The following is a 15748-nucleotide window of genomic DNA, read 5'->3' on the forward strand; positions in this document are numbered from 1 at the left end:
GCCTGCCATCAGGCACGCGTGTCTGGCTGGCTTGCCGGTGTGACCGACATGCGGGCAGGATTCAACAGCCTCGCCGCCAAGGTGCAAACCGTGCTTGAACGGGATCCGTTCTGCGGGCACGTCTTCGTGTTTCGGGGCAAGCGCGGTGACCTGCTCAAAGTGCTGTGGTGGAGCGGCGATGGTATGTGCCTGCTGATGAAGCGGCTCGAGAAGGGGCGTTTCGTATGGCCTCAAGCCGACGGTGGCGTTATCTGCCTGAGCCCGGCGCAACTCTCGATGCTGCTGGAAGGCATCGACTGGCGGCAACCGACGAGAACGGCACGACCGACCTCGGCGTTGTAAACGTCGCCGCCGGCGCGTAAACTGCCCACATGACGCGCGCGAGCCCACTTCCCGACGATGTCGAAACGCTGAAGGCCATGCTGCTCAGCCAGGAGGCGGCGCTGCGCGAGCGCGACGCGCATGTGCTCAAACTGCAGGAAACGGTCGACTCGCAACAAGCCGCGTTGGCTTCGCGCACAGCCGAAGTCGAACACCTGAAGTTGCTCCTTGCCAAGCTCCGTCGTATGCAGTTCGGTCGCAAGTCGGAGAAGCTTGACCATCAGATCGAGCAGCTCGAGCTGCGTCTCGAAGAGCTTGAGGCCGACGAAGGCGCGGCGCCGGTCGAAATCCCGAAGACGCCGCGCGTGGCTGCGGAACAGGCACGGCGCAAGCCACTGCCTGAACATCTCCCGCGCGAGATCAGGACGCATCTGCCCGACTCTGCAGGGAAGTGCGCGCAGTGTGGTGGCCAGATGAAGTCGCTGAGCGAAGACATCGCCGAACAACTTGAGTACGTACCGGCAAGCTTCCGGGTCATCCGTCATGTGCGCCCGAAGTTCGCGTGCGTGTGTTGCGACCACATCTCCCAGGCGCCTGCGCCGAGTCGCCCTATCGAACGAGGCCTCGCTGGCCCGGGGCTGCTGGCACACGTGCTGGTCTCGAAGTTCGCAGACCACGTGCCGCTTTACCGGCAATCAGTCATATACGCGCGAGAAGGTGTCGAGCTTGATCGCTCGCTGCTGGCGAAGTGGGTCGGTCACGCGGCGACGCTGCCGCAGCCGCTCGTTGAAACACTACGTCGTCACGTGATGTCGGCGACGAAACTGCATGCCGACGACACGCCGTTTCCAGTGCTTGCACCGGGGAACGGCAAGACGAAGACCGGTCGACTGTGGGTGTACGTGCGCGATGATCGTGCGTCGGCCGATATGACGCCGCCAGCGGTGTGGTTCGCCTATACACTGGATCGCAAGGGCATCCATCCGCAGCAGCACCTCGACTCGTTCAACGGCACGCTGCAGGCAGACGCGTACGGTGGCTATCAGGCCATCTACGAAACCGGGCGCGTCACCGAAGCGGCTTGCTGGGCGCACGCTCGACGACAGTTCTACGAATTGCACGCAGCGCGCCCGAATGCGTTGAATACCGAAGCGCTCGAGCGTATCGGGGCGCTATACAGGATTGAGGAGACGATCAGGGGCAAACCGCCTGACGAGCGCCGTGCGCATCGGCAGGAGCACGCGCAGCCGCTACTCGATCAATTCCATGAGTGGCTTACAAAGATGCTGGAGACGCTCTCGCGTAAATCCGACACGAGTCGCGCAATCCTTTATGCCTTGAACCGGTGGGAAGCGCTCACACGCTATTGTGATGACGGCCAGATCGAAATCGACAACCTGCCTGTTGAGCGTGCACTGCCCGGCGTCGCAATTGGTCGCCGAAACTACCTGTTTGCCGGTGCTGATTCGGGTGGTGAACGCGCCGCTGCAATCTATAGCCTGATAGGTACAGCGAAACTCAACGGCATCGATCCCGAGACGTATCTGCGCCACGTGCTCGTGCTCATTGCGGATCACCCGATCAACCGGGTCGATGAACTATTGCCGTGGAATGTCGGCACAATGAACATATCTAACAGCCCTGCGATAGGCTTCCTGATCGACCTGTCCAACACCCGATCTGCAAGATGAAATACAAAAACATCTACTCCGCGATACACAACCTCGGGGCGAGCTTCACAAGTCTCATGAACTACATGTTGGATGGGTACGTGATCGATGATCTCGCGTCGATACATAAGCGGGGATTCGACATAGAAATTGACTGGCTATCCGGCGCACTCTCTCCTGAGTCGCTGGAATCAGCACGAATTCGGGCGTCGATTGAGACCTATCGCTCGAGCCTCGAGCGACAGTTTGCCCAACAAAACGTCAATGTCGCTTCGATTACCCAGCTTCGGTTCCACTGGCCCGTCAGTGGCCGCAAATATATGGCCGCCACGGACGACCGTGGGAAAGCCTACAAGATTTACGTGAACGAATCCAGGTAACGCATCCCACGCCGTTTCGACGACCGTCAAGACGGGGTGTGGTCACCGCTTACTTCTCTTCGAGCCAGGCGGGTTTTTCTTTGCCTGCGGGGCGCGGGCTACATACAGCGGTGGAGTCGCTCAGCCGTTCAGTTGCGACTCGACGTTCAGGACGATCCGTGCCACCGGGTTGTTGTCTGCGGATTGCGGCGCGAACTTGATCTGGGCGAAGGTGACGATACCGAGAGCGACGACCAGGAGTGCTCCAGACGCGGCGATGCGGGGAAGGTATTTCACAGGGACCTCATTTTGATGGTGTAGACAGAAACTGGGCGAAGCTGACAGGCGTGTCGAATCACCTTCAGCGGCATGTCTGTCCGCAACCCGGCAACGCCGGACGCGGTCGTCAGATCGCACTTGCCGATCGGACGGGGCTTGTGCAGTGCACTATAACACGACCGTCAGGTCGCATCTACCGATCGCACGGGCTTGTGCAGTGCACTATAAATGGTTTTTCCCCGTGCTCAGTGCGACACCCTGTCGCCAGCCGATGCTTAATTGCTTGAGCGTTTCGTGCATGAAAGCTTTCTGTAGGCCGTAACGTGCCGTCATCATATGTGGGCGATTCTCGCAGGCACGGACGATGTCGAGGTGGCCGCCTCAACAGGCACCCCGCTGGAGCCCGCTAGACCTAGGCTACATTGCGCGGCTTGGAGCTGCGCTCTGCGTCCTACTCCAGGAAGCGCTTGTAGTGCGCCTCCAGGTAGGCCGCCTTTTCTGCAGTGGGCGTTGAATCCGGCCCGCATGTCGGTGACGCCCGGCCAGCCACGCTCGGGATCCGGACGGCAGGCCAACGGCGGACGGCAGCATTAGAAGCCCCCGCACAATCTTGATCAGGGTTGCGATGGGCGTGCTAGCGCTCAGGCATAGCCGGACGTCGCCGCATTCGACCTCGTAGGTGCTGGCGCTGTCCGACGATGGGCACGCCGGCACTTCCGGTAAAGGCTCAGCTACGGCCACTGGTAGCCAGTTGAGTACAGGCGCCTCTGGCACCGGCAATTCGGGCATGCCGAAATCGCCGGCAAGATAAGGACGACGCCATTTGAACAGCAGATTGGCGTTGATGTCGTGCTCGCGAGCGATGAGCGCGGCCGACGTGCCCGGCTTGAGCGTCGCCTCGACGATCTGCCGCCTGAACTCGACAGAAAAATTGGGTCGCTTGGACCGTTTGGATTGAGGAGAGCTGTCCACTGTTGCGTCCACCATTCATTTGGTGGGCACCAAAATAGCCAAACTCAACGACGAAATCTACACGGTAATGAAGACGCGCTTACCCAGCCCCACCGCCAGCCATACCTCATGACAACAACCGGACCACAAACCAGCACGTCACCCAATTCACCAACCCCAAAAAAAGGCCGTGCGAGGCACGGCTACTTTGATACACAGGTGCACGGCCAGGTTTTGAGTAGCCGGAGAGCTTACTCGCTCAGAATGCGCTGTATCTCGTCAAGGAAAGAGGCGATGGTATAACCCCATCCCTCGGGTCGAAATCCCCGCCTGAACGGTTTGAATGCGGTATCCAGATCATTCGGGTGCTCCTGCCTGAACGCGCCTAGTTCGCGGAGCAGCTTTTCATAATGGTAAGGGCCGTCTTTCTTGTAGCACGCGACAATTTCCGGGACGGTCTCTCCAAACAGGTCAAAATCCTGGCCGAAATACGTCGTAAAAAGATGGTCCATTTCTGGATAAAGCTCGGACGAATTCATTGGTTCTCATCCAACTGAGCAGCCGGAGAGCCTACTCGCTCAGGAGGCGCTTCAATTCGTCAAAAAACGAGGCGGTTGTGTAGCCCCATAATTTGGGATCAAAATCCCGTCCATAATCCTTTTCGAACGCGGAGTCCAGGTCATTCGGATGTTCCTGCCTGAACGCGCCTAGTTCGCGGAGCAGCTTTTCATAATGGTAAGGGCTGTCTTTCTTGTAGCACGCGACAATTTCCGGGACGGTCTCTCCAAACAGGTCAAAATCCTGGCCGAAGTAAATAGCAAAAATGTGATCCATTTCTGGATAAAGCTCGGACGAATTCATCGGTTCTCATCCAACTGAGCAGCCGGAGAGCTTACTCGCTCAGGAGGCGCTTCAATTCGTCAAAAAACGAGGCGGTTGTGTAGCCCCATAATTTGGGATCAAAATCCCGCCCATAATCCTTTTCGAACGCGGAATCCAGGTCATCAGGGTGTTCGCCCCTGAACGAGTTCATTTCCTGAATCAGCTCTTGATAACGGTAAGGGCTTCCTTTCTTGTAACACGCGACAATTTCCGGGACGGTCTCTCCAAACAGGTCAAAATCCTGGCCGAAGTAAATACCAAACATACGATCCATTTCTGGATAACGCTCAGACGAATTCATTGGTTCTCATCCAACGTAGGCGGTAAGAATGTAATACGGCATGCCATTGTAGGTTTCGTATTTTAGTGTCACGAAAACCTCGTTCATCCGTGTGAGTTTGCCAGTCGCCCGCGTCACTCCGTAGCCGATATCGCCGGCAACGACTTTGTTTATTCTCACCGCCTCATCCTGATTTGGGGACTGCGCCCATGCCCTGATTTTTGCGGCATTAGCCTGCATTGTCTCCGAAATGGCGCGTTCGGCCTGCTCAAGGTTTGTAAATGAGGATACGGTTGCTCGCTTGGGTTCGCGTTCCAGCCGGTCCCTGAGCCACGCTTCGTCCTTGCCAACATGTTTCAGGAGTGTGTGTCCTCCGAGCCTTGGATTGAGCGCTTTCGCCTCATGCATTTGCAGATTGATCCGGCCCATCGTGACGCCGGCCACGCGTGCAGCCTTGACCGACCCAGCGAAGCCGAACGGCACGATCATGTCGACTGACAGGCCGATATTGTTCGCCATGTCAGGACTGACCTTCATCGCTTCGGCCAGCTTCGCTGTGCCCCGCAACGTCAACGTAGCTGTGTCATGACCCGTCCAGATCTGCCGCAAACCGGCCGCCGCCGTATCCGAACCATGCACGCCAAACGCGACACATCCCGCCTTGCTCGCCATGGTCGGTTCCGGCAACACACATAGCGCGCCCGCCCCGACCATTTCCAGCACGCCGCCGACGACCTGCAGACCGCCCCATAGCCGGTTGGAAAGCATCTCTGACTGGCTGATCGACTGGCGAGCCAGTATCGCCGCCAGTTGCGGCGCGCTCAGTGCTACACGAAATCCGTCTGACTCATTAACCTGCGCCATGCAAAATCCTCCGTATTCCTATCGAATCGGCACGCTAACAGGGAGGACACGATCGGGCTATGGGCGATGGATGAATTGTGCGAATACCTCATGAAAAGCTCTGCCTTCGGAGTGCTGCACCGACCCGACCTGGTCAATGCATCAACGCCGTCCGGTATAGGCGATGGATGAATCTCGTGCGAGTACCGTACCTGCGCCTCGACGGCGCATGTCCCGTTCTTCGACAAGCCGCTTGTCACGCGACCATGAAAAAAACGGCGCCCCAAAACGGGCGCCGCTTCTTTCCATCCACGGTTAGACTCTCCCGAGCCGACCCGCACTCGAGTTACTTCACAGCCACCGGCTCCGTGGACATCCACATCGGCTCAGGCGCCTTGTCCGAGCTTTTCGCCATCAGGCAGACCACGGCCGCGGCGATCAGGTCGAACACGGCCAGCACGACGAACAGCGGGCTGTAGCCGATCTGCGTGACGAGCACGCCGAACAGCGCAGTGAACGCCGCGGCACCCAGATAGCCGGCCATGCCCGTCGCGGTGGCGACTTCGTTCTTGCCGAACATGTCCGAGGTGATCGCGTACAGCGCGCCCGACAGTGTCTGGCACCGCCGCTCAGAGCGCCGGGTCGTCCTTGCGCGAATAGTCGATGCCGACGAAGGCGCCGCCCTGGAAGCGCTGGCCGAGCGCATCGAGAGGATTCGGGCGCGACAGGATGTCCGCGGCGTAGTCTTCGGAGTTCTGCTTCGGCTGATAGCCGAGACGCGCGGCGCCGCTGTTGTCCCACCAGCTGCGCGTGTTGGCGGACACGCCCCAGATCGTCAGGAAGCCGACGTCTTCGGCTTCGATGCAGCGGTCGAGGAAGTGCATGAAGTCCTCATGGCCGAACCACGTGCTCAGGTGGCGCTGCTCGGTCGGTCGCTCGAGGCAGCTGCCGATGCGCACGCACACGCTCTCGATGCCGTGCTTGTCCCAGTACATGCGCGCGAGCGCTTCGCCCCACACCTTGGAGAGGCCGTAGAAGCCGTCCGGGCGCAATTCGCAGTCGAGGCTCAGATGCTCGGTCACCGGGTACATGCCGATCGCGTGATTCGAGCTCGCGAACACGATGCGCTTCACGCCGTTGCGGCGCGCGCCCTCATAGACTTCGACGAGACCGCGCAGATTGTTCTCGATGATCTCGGGCAGCGGACGCTCGACGCTCGTGCCGGCGAGGTGGATCAGCACGTCCACGCCGTCGAGCAACCGATCGACGACCGCCGGGTCGCGCAGGTCGCCGTTCATCACGTCTTCGCCCGCGACGAGCGGCGTCAGCACTTTCGAGCCCGCCGCCGAACGCAACGGAACACCGCGCGCGACGAACGCAGCACGAACGACGGAGCCGAGCTGGCCGCCGGCGCCACTCAGGGCAATCTTCTTCATAGGAGTTCCTTTACTGTGCGCCGCGCGCGAGATCGAACCGGGAGACAGGGAGAACCGAGTGGAGGACGCACCGCGTCGCATAACCCACTCATGTTATACGATAACGTACTATCAACGATGGCCAAGCGGATTTCAACCAGGCATTTACCCTTAATTTCAGCGTCGCGAATTCACCGTTTCTTTATAAAACAAAGAGATACGAGTCTTATATTTATGGGATGTCGTATAACTGAAAGATGATTTTTCGTTCCATTGATGGATCTTTCGATCCGCTCACGGTGTGGGCGCACTGCAAGCAACGCGAAACAGAATTGGCAAGCCCTCGGCGTCTCGAGGTATTTCAAATGAGAAAGCGCGGGGGCGGCCGCGAGAACAGCAAGCACTCGCCGCCCTCCACCGCCCCCGCGCCGTCATTCCGCTACACCATCACGAACCGATGAATTCGAGCAGATCGGCATTGACCTTGTCGGCCTCGACCGTGCACATGCCATGCTGGCCGCCCGGATACACCTTCAGCGTCGCGTCCTTGACGATCTTCGCGGTCTGCCGGCCGGCGGCGTCGATCGGCACGATCTGATCGTCGTCGCCGTGCAGCACGAGTGTCGGCACGTCGATCTTCTTGAGGTCCTCGGTGTAGTCCACTTCGGAAAACTGCCTGATGCACTCGTAGAGTCCCTTGATCGAGCCAGCCATGCCCTGCCGCCAGAACGAATCGATCACGCCCTGCGACACCTTCGCGCCCGCCCGGTTGTAGCCGTAAAACGGCACCGCGAGATCCTTGAAGAACTGCGAGCGATCGTCGACGACGCCCTTGCGGATGCCGTCGAACACGTCGATCGGCAGGCCGAGCGGATTGTCGGCGGTCTTCAGCATCAGCGGCGGCACGGCGCCGATCAGCACGGCCTTCGCGACGCGCCCCGTGCCATGCCGGCCGATGTAATGCGCGACTTCGCCGCCGCCCGTTGAATGGCCGACGAGCGTCGCGTCCCGCAGGTCGAGATGCTCGATCAGCGCGGCGAGATCGTCGGCGTAGGTGTCCATCTCGTTGCCGTCCCACGGCTGCTCCGAGCGGCCGTGGCCGCGGCGGTCGTGCGCGATCACGCGAAAGCCCTTGCTGCCGAGAAACAGCATCTGCGCGTCCCATGCGTCGGCGGTGAGCGGCCAGCCGTGCGAAAACACGACCGGGCGGCCCTTGCCCCAGTCCTTGTAGAAAATCGCCGTACCGTCTTTCGTTTTGATCGTGCTCATCTGTGGACTCCTGTGATTGAAGTCTGCCGTCGCCGGCAGGTGGATGAAGCTGCTCCCGAAGCATGCGCGCCGTGCATGACAGAAGACCATGCGGGTACGGCCGGGTGGAGAGTGCCTGAAATGGCAAGGCGGCAACGAGCATCGTAGAAGTAAAAAAATCGCCTCGCCAGCTTATCGGCGAAGGAAGTCGGCTCGGATGGATCGATTGTCGGTTGACGATGAACGCGGCCCGCGACGAAGCCCGCCGAGCCTCGACGAAGCGTGGCGCAGCGCATTGCTGCAGCGCGGTTGATTGACGCAGATCGACGCCGCACGCGTTAAGACTCGTCGTGCGGGGCGCGCGAGGCAATTAAAAAAACTTGATGCTCATCAATAGCTTGCGATCGGAATAAACATATCCCGCATAAAACAAGGCGGTTTTTTGACGCACGTCGCATCGCAACACAATTTCTTCCGATCCCCTACTCTTGCGCCATCTGCCCAGCGCAGTGCGCACCGACACCGGTCGACGCGCGTAGTCCGCTCACGCGGCCCTCACGCACATCACGATCATGAACTCCGCAATATCGGCATTCGATCTCGCCCGCATTCAATTCGCGTTCACCGTCTCGTTTCACATCGTTTTCCCGGCGCTCAGCATCGGCCTCGCCAGTTTCATCGCCGTTCTCGAATGGCGCTGGCTGAAAACCGGCAAGGCGTACTACAAAGATCTTTGCCTGTTCTGGTCGAAGATCTTCGCAGTGGCCTTCGGCATGGGTGTCGTCTCCGGCGTCGTCATGAGCTATCAGTTCGGCACCAACTGGTCGGGCTTTTCGAGTTTCGCGGGCCCCGTCACCGGCCCGCTGCTGATGTACGAAGTGATGACCGCGTTCTTTCTCGAAGCGGGCTTTCTCGGCATCATGCTGTTCGGCTGGCAGCGCGTGAGTCCGCGCGCGCACTTCGGCGCAACGCTGATGGTCGCGATCGGCACGCTGATCTCGACCTTCTGGATTCTCGCCTCGAATAGCTGGATGCAAACGCCGCAGGGCTTCGAGGTCGTCAACGGCCGGGTCGTGCCGCTCGACTGGTTCAAGATCATCTTCAATCCGTCGTTCCCGTACCGGCTCGCGCACATGGCGCTCGCGGCGTTCATCGTCGCGGGGCTCGTGGTCGCGGCGGTCGGCGCATGGCATCTGCTGCGCGGGCGGCGCGATCCGGCCGTGAAGAAAATGTTCTCGATGGCGCTGTGGCTGCTGCTGATTCTCACGCCGATCCAGGCCTTCGTCGGCGATCAGCACGGTTTGAACACGCGCAAATATCAGCCGGCGAAGATCGCCGCGATCGAGGGTCTGTGGGACACCGAAAAAGGCGGCACCGCGCTGAACCTGTTCGGCATCCCCGACATGCAGGCGGAAACCACGCGCTATGCGGTGTCGATTCCGCACCTCGGCAGCCTGATCCTCACGCATAGCTGGGACGGCGAAATCCGCGGTCTCAAGGATTTCCCGCCGCAGGACCGCCCGAACTCGACCGTCGTGTTCTGGAGCTTCCGCATCATGGCCGGGCTCGGTGTGCTGATGATCGCGATGTCGGCCGCGGCCTGGGTGCTGCGCCGCCGCGGGCGTCTGTTCGAATCGCGGTGGTTCCAGCGCCTGTGCGTCGCAATGGGCCCGAGCGGCTTCATCACCTTGCTGGCCGGCTGGGTCACCACCGAAGCGGGCCGCCAGCCGTGGGTCGTGTACGGCGTGATGCGCACGTCGCAGGCCGTGTCGCCGCTCACCACGCAGCAGGTCGGCCTCTCGCTGATGACGTTCGTGGTCGTCTACTTCCTCGTGTTCGGCACCGGCATCTATTACATGCTCAAGCTGATGCGCGCGGGCCCCGCGCTGCCGGGCAGCACGCCGGGCGGCATGCCGCACGACAAACCGCACGGCATGCCGCAGGCGGCGCTCGCGCAGACCGCGCGCCGCCCGCTGTCCGCCGCCGATCAGATGATCGACGCCGTCTAATCCTGCAAAAAGCGAGAAAGAAAATGGACGTAACCGTCGTATGGGCCGCGATCATCGCGCTGGGCCTTTTCATGTACGTCGTGCTCGACGGCTTCGATCTGGGCATCGGCATCGTCTTCCCGTTCTTCCCCGACGAGAAGGAACGCGACCTGATGATGAACACGGTCGCGCCGGTATGGGACGGCAACGAGACCTGGCTCGTGCTCGGCGGCGCCGCGCTGTTCGCGGTGTTTCCGGTCGTCTATTCGACCGTGCTGTCGGCGCTCTATCTGCCGCTCGTCTTCATGCTCGTATGCCTGATCTTTCGCGGCGTGTCGTTCGAGATCCGCGCCAAGGCGCGCCGCACGAAGCACCTGTGGGATCTGGCGTTCATCGGCGGCTCGGCGGGCGCGGCGTTTTTCCAGGGCATCGTGCTCGGCGCGTTCCTGCAAGGCATTCCCGTCGCCGACGGCGCCTATGCCGGCGACGCGTTCGGCTGGCTCACGCCGTTCAGCCTGCTCACGGGCCTCGGGCTCGTCGCGACCTACGCGCTGCTCGGCTGCTGCTGGCTCGTCGCGAAGACCGAGGGCGATCTGCAGCGGCGCCTGCATCGCGTCGTGTGGCCGCTCACGCTCGTGCTGCTCGGCTTCATCGCGCTCGTGAGCCTGTGGACGCCGCTGATGGATGCGGGCATCGCGCAACGCTGGTTCCATGACGGGATCTTCCACCGTCTGCTGCCGGTGCCGTTCCTCGTCGCGATCTGCACGTTCTTCATGTATCGCGCGGTACGGGCGCGCCATCACAACACGCCGTTCGTGCTCGCGCTGCTGCTCGTGCTGCTCGGCTACGCGGGGCTGCTCGTGAGCCTGTGGCCGTATGCGATCCCGTCGAGCATGACGCTGTGGGAGGCCGCCGCGCCGCGCACGAGCCAGACGTTCACGCTGGCGGGCGCCGCGGTGATTCTGCCGGTCATCGTCGCGTACACGACGATGGGTTACTGGATCTTTCGAGGCAAGGTGCGCCATGACGACCCGCATCACTATCACTGAAACCGCGGGCGGCACCGCCCCGGCGCCGCGCGCGCGCAAGCTGCCGGGCTGGCTCTGGTTCGTCGCACTGTGGTGCTTTGGGGTGGCCGCGGCGATGTCGCTCGGCTTCGCCTTCAAGCTTCTGATGAATGCGACGTTGTTTGCCGTCGGATAGCGGCGCGCGTGCGCGTGTTGATCCGGCTGGCATAACCTGACGGATCGCGCGCGCGAGCGCTTCAAAAAAGGGCGGCGCGGCTCGTCTACCTAGCAAGCCGGAACCTATGCGCGGGAGACCTGCCTTAACATCACGTAGCGCATCGAACGGCGCCGGTATGCGGATCGGCCCGGCAAGCGAGATGGAAACGCGGCCCGGAATCGGTACAGAAGCGCGGCACAGAAGCGCGACACCGAAGCGCGGAATACCGGCCATGATGCGTTTCACGAGGACAGAAGCAATTCCCTGCAACAGCGGTAGCCCTCAACGGACAGGCCCGACTCGCGGAGACATCATGAAGTTTCTTGTAGCCGACGACCATGAACTGATCCGGCAAGGCGTCAAAGGCATGCTGCGCGGCTTCGATCCCGAAGCCCAGTTCGACGAAGCCGATAGCTGGGAAACGCTCGCCACCGCCGCGCGCCCCGACGCCAACCATGATCTCGCGATCGTCGACCTGCACATGCCGGGCATGAGCGGCGCGAGTTCGCTCGAAGCGCTGCTGAAGGCGAACCCGGCGCTGCCGGTCGTGGTGCTCTCCGCGGAAGAATCGCCCAACGAAATGCGCGCCGTGCTCGCGGCGGGTGCGCTCGGCTTCGTGCCGAAGCGGCAGCCGGCCAGCGTGATGCTGAAGGCGATCGAGCTGGTGCTGTCCGGCGGCGCCTATGTGCCGATGGAAGCGCTGAGTCTGCTCGGTTCGCGCGACACGCAAACGGCGGACGCATGCGCGGGGGCGGCTTCGGGTACGGCTTCGGAAGCCGCCGCGGTGGCGGGCATCGCCGCCCAGAGCGCCGCGCAAGCTACGGCTCATGCGTCAGGAGAGGGGTCCGCCGCGCGGACCGAACCGCTCACGCAGGTGCCGGCGCTGCAGCCGCATCAACAGCATCTGCTGGAGAACCTCTCGCCGCGTCAGCAGGACATCATGCGGCTCGTTCACCGCGGCTGGACCAACAAGATGATCGCGCGCGACCTCGGCGTCGCGGAAGGCACGGTCAAGGTGCATCTATCGGTGATCTTCCGGGCGCTCGGCGTGCATAACCGGTCGACGGCGATCGCGGTAATCAATGGGTGGCTCGAGGCGGGGAAGACTTTGTAGCGGCGCCACCCGTCGCAACCGTGCTGGCCGCTGCGTCCTTTTGCAGCGCTTGCATCTGGAGCGTTTGCAGCGTTTGCAGCGCGCCGCTGTCCACGCCCCCCACTAGCGCATCGTCACGCAACGCGGGCGCTCCCGCCGGCCGCCCGCGATCCAGCTCCGCCTGCTGCCACAGCATTTCCAGCGTGCGCCGCAGGCGCGCAGGCGTCACCGGCTTATGCAGCACCGGAATGCCCTGCAACGCGAGCGACGCGAGTTCCGCCGACGCCATATCGCCCGTAATCAGCAGCGTCACGACATTGCCGCGCCCTGCGCGCGCGAGCGCGCCACGCACCGCCGTCAGCGCCTGCGCGCCGGTCCGGTGATTCGCGAGCTGGTAATCGCAGAGCACCGCGTCGGGCGCGAAACCGCCTTCGAGCGCGGTGAGCGCCTCGTTCTCGTCGCGGGCGCCGCGCACGTTGCAGCCCCAGCGCGCGAGCAGAGTCGAGAGGCCTTCGAGAATCGACGGGTCGTCGTCGATGCACAGCACGTAGCGCCCCTGCGCCGCCGGCCCGCCCGCGACGGAGTCGTTCAGGCTCGCGACGATGCCGCCCGGGTCGCCTGCCTGTACCTGAAAGCGGAACACCGAGCCGCGCCCCGGCGCCGAGCGCAATTGCAGTTCGCCGCCGAGCAGGGCGACGAGCCGCTTGACGGTCGGCAGCCCGAGGCCATGCCCCTGGCGCGCGTCGCGCTGCGGATTCGCGACCTGATAGAACTCCTCGAAAATCTGCTCGTGCTCCTCCGGCGCAATGCCGATGCCCGAATCGCGCACTTCGATGAAGCCGCCCTTCGACCGCCCCGCGTGCCGCAAGCCGAGCCAGATCGCACCCTCCTCGGTGTAGCGCACCGAGTTCGACAGCAGGTTGCTCAGCACGCGCTCGAGCAGCACCGGATCGTCGTACACGACCAGCGAGGTCGGCGCGATGCGCAGCGCGAGCCCCTTCGCCGCGGCCTGCGGACGATACTGGCTGCCGACCCGCTCGAACAGCTCGGAGAGCCGGAAATGCAGCCGGATCACCTGGGTCACGCCGCTTTCGATCCGCGCGAGATCGAGCACCTGGTTGAACAACTGGTTGAGCGCCTCGACGTTGTAGACGATGTGGCCGGCCGTCTTCACATGCTGCGCGGGCGTCGCGGCCGGATCGTTGAGCGACGCCGCGAGCAGGCCGATCGCATGCAGCGGCTGGCGCAGATCGTGGCTCGCGGCCGCGAAGAAACGCGTCTTCGCGAGACTCGCCTCTTCGGCGACGTGCTTTTGCGCCGCCAGCGACTCCGCGAGGTATTGCTGATCGACGCGCGCCTGCACGACCTGGCGAAACAGCTTGCGATAACTCATCGCATAGACGTTGATCGCGCAGAAGAAGAACGCGAGGACGATCGCGAGAATCGTGCGGTCGAACGTATGCGAGCCGAAATGCAGCACGATCGACGGCAACAGCAGGAACGGAATCGAAGTGGAGAAATTCAGGAGGTCGAAGCCGTTCGACATGAAGACGCCGGCGGCGAGCGTGACGAGCATGACCGTGTGCAGCAGCGGCAGATCGGTTTGCGGACTCTGGAACGCGAACCATATCGCGAAGCCCGGCCCGCTATACAGCAAGACACCCCGCAGCGCGTGCAGATAGATCCAGTCGCGCGGCGAGACGAGCTGCGGATAGCGGCGATTGCAGATCCATAGCGCAAGGCCGGCGCAATTGGCCGCCGCATAAAAGCCGAAGCATGCGATGAAGAGCGGCGGCGACGGCACATGCGGCCAGTAGATCGCAACCAGCACCGCGATCGAAAACCAGTGCGAAAAGAACGCGATCGGGTCCTGCGCGTAAAGCACGCGCACGAGGTCTTCGTCGATGGCACGCTGGATCGGGTCGGCCCGCATTGCGCGGTCTCCTTGTCGGGCATGGCAACTTCGTTGAGGCGGCGCGGTGGGTGCGCGCCCTTCCGACCAACAGAAAGGCATCCGCCGGACGGTTTACCCGGCAGTTTACCCATCAGCTAACACTTAATCCATATAGGCGAAGGCCTTGCCGCGACCCATACTGCATTCACGTTCCAGCGCGGCATGTCACAGGTTCCATCCCACGCTTTGCGGCTCACCGCCCAAGTCCACCGCGCTCCTTGCCCCATCCATGACGGAGGTTTCCATGGGCGCAGTTCCGTGCTACGAGTTCGCCCGCCAGCTCGACGACGCCATCCTGCCCGACCTGTGGCGCAGACGCACCCGCCTGTCCGCGGACGAGATGGTGTCGATCGTCGAACTGGTCCGGCGCGCGCTGCGGACCTATCACCCGCTCGAATTGCAGGCGCTCGGCGAGGACAAGGAAGAACTGGTCGCGCAGTTCATCTACGCGAAGGTGCTGCGCCTCGCGCCCGGCCACACGGAAACGAGCGCCTGCGCCGACAGCGCGCCCTCGAACAGCTATGCAGTATGCGCGTATTTTCGCCGCTATCTGATCGACTGCCTGCGCAGCGCGGGCCATCAACGCAACGTCTCGATGGAAAACGAAGGCATGGCGCAGGAAATCGATCTGCATGCCCAGGCGCTCGAAGACCCGGTGCAAAGCGTGCTGCTGCAATACGGGCTCGACGAGCAGCGCGTGCGGCTCGCGGCTCGCGAATTCATCGACGGACTCGACGAGCCCGAGCGGATCGTGCTGGCCGGCAGCCTCGGCTGGTGCTCGGAAGGCAAAGGCGGGCTCTCGGCGGTGGCGGCTCAGCATCGGGTCCCCTCTTATCACTATCGCGCCGTCAAACTCGGCGTCACCATGAAAAAGACGGGCGGGGCCCTCGATTTTTCCAATACCAAGATCGGCCGCTGGCTGACCGATGTGCTCGGCATCGCGATCGACGTCGAGAATCGCGCGGCCATTCTGCTCGCACTGAACCTGCTCGCGGCCGAATCGAGCGATAGTGAAATGAACGAAGTGGCCGCGTGACAGGTCACCCAGGAGCGACAACCCGCGCATGAGCGGGCGGCAGGATGGACCCAAAAGCCGCCCCGACTGCCGACTCACACGTCGCACGCTACGGCTGCGCGCCCTCCACGGCGCGCTTTTTTTGCGTGCGCGCATCGCCTACGATAAAAAAGCTGCCGCCGCATGCCGTCTTTGTTCCGAAGCACGGCTTCCGTTCCCCGCATCC

Annotated in this window: 17 protein-coding genes and 1 pseudogene; 8 read left to right on the top strand and 10 right to left on the bottom strand. The window is 62.3% G+C overall.

What is annotated here, in order from left to right; genetic code table 11:
- The first annotated feature begins 18 nt into the window (after window positions 1-18).
- From tnpB to B9Z01_RS35935, 3 genes are read left to right on the top strand one after another with little or no spacing between them, the layout of a single operon-like run.
- Complete coding sequence (tnpB, locus tag B9Z01_RS27915) at window positions 19-342, top strand: IS66 family insertion sequence element accessory protein TnpB (RefSeq protein ID WP_420814731.1); 324 nt, start codon at window positions 19-21, stop codon at window positions 340-342.
- Window positions 343-371: 29 nt separating this feature from the next.
- Complete coding sequence (gene tnpC / locus B9Z01_RS27920; protein WP_085488801.1) at window positions 372-2012, top strand: IS66 family transposase; 1641 nt, start codon at window positions 372-374, stop codon at window positions 2010-2012.
- The gene (locus tag B9Z01_RS35935; RefSeq protein ID WP_208626257.1) at window positions 2009-2371 is read left to right on the top strand and encodes a hypothetical protein; all 363 of its coding nucleotides are present in this window, start codon (window positions 2009-2011) and stop codon (window positions 2369-2371) included. Before tnpC ends, B9Z01_RS35935 begins: the two co-directional genes overlap by 4 nt.
- 120 nt (window positions 2372-2491) lie before the next feature.
- Here the strand turns inward: B9Z01_RS35935 and B9Z01_RS35720 are convergent, their stop codons facing one another.
- From B9Z01_RS35720 to B9Z01_RS27965, 9 genes and pseudogenes are all read right to left on the bottom strand, one after another.
- Entirely contained in the window at window positions 2492-2647 is a 156-nt protein-coding gene (locus B9Z01_RS35720) for a hypothetical protein (RefSeq protein ID WP_158608233.1), read from the bottom strand.
- A 399-nt stretch (window positions 2648-3046) separates the two neighbouring features.
- Window positions 3047-3616, bottom strand: a complete 570-nt coding sequence (locus tag B9Z01_RS27930) for a transposase (protein WP_143809086.1) — start codon at window positions 3614-3616, stop codon at window positions 3047-3049.
- Window positions 3617-3831: 215 nt separating this feature from the next.
- On the bottom strand, window positions 3832-4119 hold the full coding sequence (locus B9Z01_RS27935) for a contact-dependent growth inhibition system immunity protein (RefSeq protein WP_085488802.1): 288 nt from the start codon (window positions 4117-4119) through the stop codon (window positions 3832-3834).
- A 31-nt stretch (window positions 4120-4150) separates the two neighbouring features.
- On the bottom strand, window positions 4151-4441 hold the full coding sequence (locus tag B9Z01_RS27940; protein WP_085488803.1) for a contact-dependent growth inhibition system immunity protein: 291 nt from the start codon (window positions 4439-4441) through the stop codon (window positions 4151-4153).
- Window positions 4442-4472: 31 nt separating this feature from the next.
- Entirely contained in the window at window positions 4473-4763 is a 291-nt protein-coding gene (locus B9Z01_RS27945) for a contact-dependent growth inhibition system immunity protein (RefSeq protein ID WP_085488804.1), read from the bottom strand.
- A gap of 6 nt (window positions 4764-4769) precedes the next feature.
- On the bottom strand, window positions 4770-5606 hold the full coding sequence (locus B9Z01_RS27950) for an RNase A-like domain-containing protein (RefSeq protein WP_085488805.1): 837 nt from the start codon (window positions 5604-5606) through the stop codon (window positions 4770-4772).
- A gap of 325 nt (window positions 5607-5931) precedes the next feature.
- Window positions 5932-6204 (bottom strand): annotated as a pseudogene (locus B9Z01_RS27955) (MFS transporter); the annotation flags it as partial.
- 10 nt (window positions 6205-6214) lie between these two features.
- Window positions 6215-7021, bottom strand: a complete 807-nt coding sequence (locus tag B9Z01_RS27960) for an NAD-dependent epimerase/dehydratase family protein (protein WP_085488806.1) — start codon at window positions 7019-7021, stop codon at window positions 6215-6217.
- A gap of 426 nt (window positions 7022-7447) precedes the next feature.
- Window positions 7448-8269: an alpha/beta fold hydrolase gene (locus B9Z01_RS27965; RefSeq protein ID WP_085488807.1), complete on the bottom strand. Its 822-nt coding sequence runs from the start codon at window positions 8267-8269 to the stop codon at window positions 7448-7450.
- Window positions 8270-8820: 551 nt separating this feature from the next.
- Between B9Z01_RS27965 and B9Z01_RS27970 the strand changes: the two genes are divergently transcribed.
- From B9Z01_RS27970 to B9Z01_RS27985, 4 genes are all read left to right on the top strand, one after another.
- Window positions 8821-10257, top strand: coding sequence for a cytochrome ubiquinol oxidase subunit I (locus B9Z01_RS27970; protein ID WP_085488808.1), 1437 nt, complete (start codon window positions 8821-8823; stop codon window positions 10255-10257).
- A gap of 23 nt (window positions 10258-10280) precedes the next feature.
- Complete coding sequence (gene cydB, locus B9Z01_RS27975) at window positions 10281-11285, top strand: cytochrome d ubiquinol oxidase subunit II (protein WP_085488809.1); 1005 nt, start codon at window positions 10281-10283, stop codon at window positions 11283-11285.
- A complete protein-coding gene (locus B9Z01_RS27980; RefSeq protein WP_085488810.1) occupies window positions 11260-11439 on the top strand; it encodes a hypothetical protein in 180 nt (59 codons plus the stop codon). The genes cydB and B9Z01_RS27980 overlap by 26 nt, the downstream gene beginning before the upstream one ends.
- A gap of 334 nt (window positions 11440-11773) precedes the next feature.
- Window positions 11774-12574, top strand: a complete 801-nt coding sequence (locus B9Z01_RS27985) for a response regulator transcription factor (protein ID WP_085488811.1) — start codon at window positions 11774-11776, stop codon at window positions 12572-12574.
- Here B9Z01_RS27985 and B9Z01_RS27990 read toward each other — a convergent pair.
- Window positions 12540-14486: an ATP-binding response regulator gene (locus B9Z01_RS27990; protein WP_085488812.1), complete on the bottom strand. Its 1947-nt coding sequence runs from the start codon at window positions 14484-14486 to the stop codon at window positions 12540-12542. The two genes, B9Z01_RS27985 and B9Z01_RS27990, sit on opposite strands and share 35 nt — an antisense overlap.
- Window positions 14487-14751: 265 nt before the next feature.
- On the opposite strand from B9Z01_RS27990, the gene B9Z01_RS27995 reads away from it, so the two are divergent.
- Window positions 14752-15543 (top strand): hypothetical protein, encoded by a 792-nt coding sequence (locus B9Z01_RS27995; RefSeq protein WP_085488813.1) that lies wholly within the window; start codon window positions 14752-14754, stop codon window positions 15541-15543.
- Window positions 15544-15748 lie beyond the last annotated feature (205 nt).

The organism is Paraburkholderia susongensis, assembly GCF_900177725.1.
GTDB lineage: Bacteria > Pseudomonadota > Gammaproteobacteria > Burkholderiales > Burkholderiaceae > Paraburkholderia > Paraburkholderia susongensis.

Coding starts and splice junctions, on each gene's coding strand:
- B9Z01_RS27965 (WP_085488807.1), bottom strand. CDS start 8,269: ATGAGCACGATCAAAACGAAAGACGGTACGGCGATTTTCTACAAGGAC.
- B9Z01_RS27990 (WP_085488812.1), bottom strand. CDS start 14,486: ATGCGGGCCGACCCGATCCAGCGTGCCATCGACGAAGACCTCGTGCGC.
- B9Z01_RS27985 (WP_085488811.1), top strand. CDS start 11,774: ATGAAGTTTCTTGTAGCCGACGACCATGAACTGATCCGGCAAGGCGTC.
- B9Z01_RS35935 (WP_208626257.1), top strand. CDS start 2,009: ATGAAATACAAAAACATCTACTCCGCGATACACAACCTCGGGGCGAGC.
- B9Z01_RS27940 (WP_085488803.1), bottom strand. CDS start 4,441: ATGAATTCGTCCGAGCTTTATCCAGAAATGGATCACATTTTTGCTATT.
- B9Z01_RS27970 (WP_085488808.1), top strand. CDS start 8,821: ATGAACTCCGCAATATCGGCATTCGATCTCGCCCGCATTCAATTCGCG.
- B9Z01_RS27950 (WP_085488805.1), bottom strand. CDS start 5,606: ATGGCGCAGGTTAATGAGTCAGACGGATTTCGTGTAGCACTGAGCGCG.
- B9Z01_RS27945 (WP_085488804.1), bottom strand. CDS start 4,763: ATGAATTCGTCTGAGCGTTATCCAGAAATGGATCGTATGTTTGGTATT.
- B9Z01_RS27930 (WP_143809086.1), bottom strand. CDS start 3,616: ATGGTGGACGCAACAGTGGACAGCTCTCCTCAATCCAAACGGTCCAAG.
- cydB (WP_085488809.1), top strand. CDS start 10,281: ATGGACGTAACCGTCGTATGGGCCGCGATCATCGCGCTGGGCCTTTTC.
- tnpC (WP_085488801.1), top strand. CDS start 372: ATGACGCGCGCGAGCCCACTTCCCGACGATGTCGAAACGCTGAAGGCC.
- B9Z01_RS27995 (WP_085488813.1), top strand. CDS start 14,752: ATGGGCGCAGTTCCGTGCTACGAGTTCGCCCGCCAGCTCGACGACGCC.
- B9Z01_RS27960 (WP_085488806.1), bottom strand. CDS start 7,021: ATGAAGAAGATTGCCCTGAGTGGCGCCGGCGGCCAGCTCGGCTCCGTC.
- B9Z01_RS27980 (WP_085488810.1), top strand. CDS start 11,260: ATGACGACCCGCATCACTATCACTGAAACCGCGGGCGGCACCGCCCCG.
- B9Z01_RS27935 (WP_085488802.1), bottom strand. CDS start 4,119: ATGAATTCGTCCGAGCTTTATCCAGAAATGGACCATCTTTTTACGACG.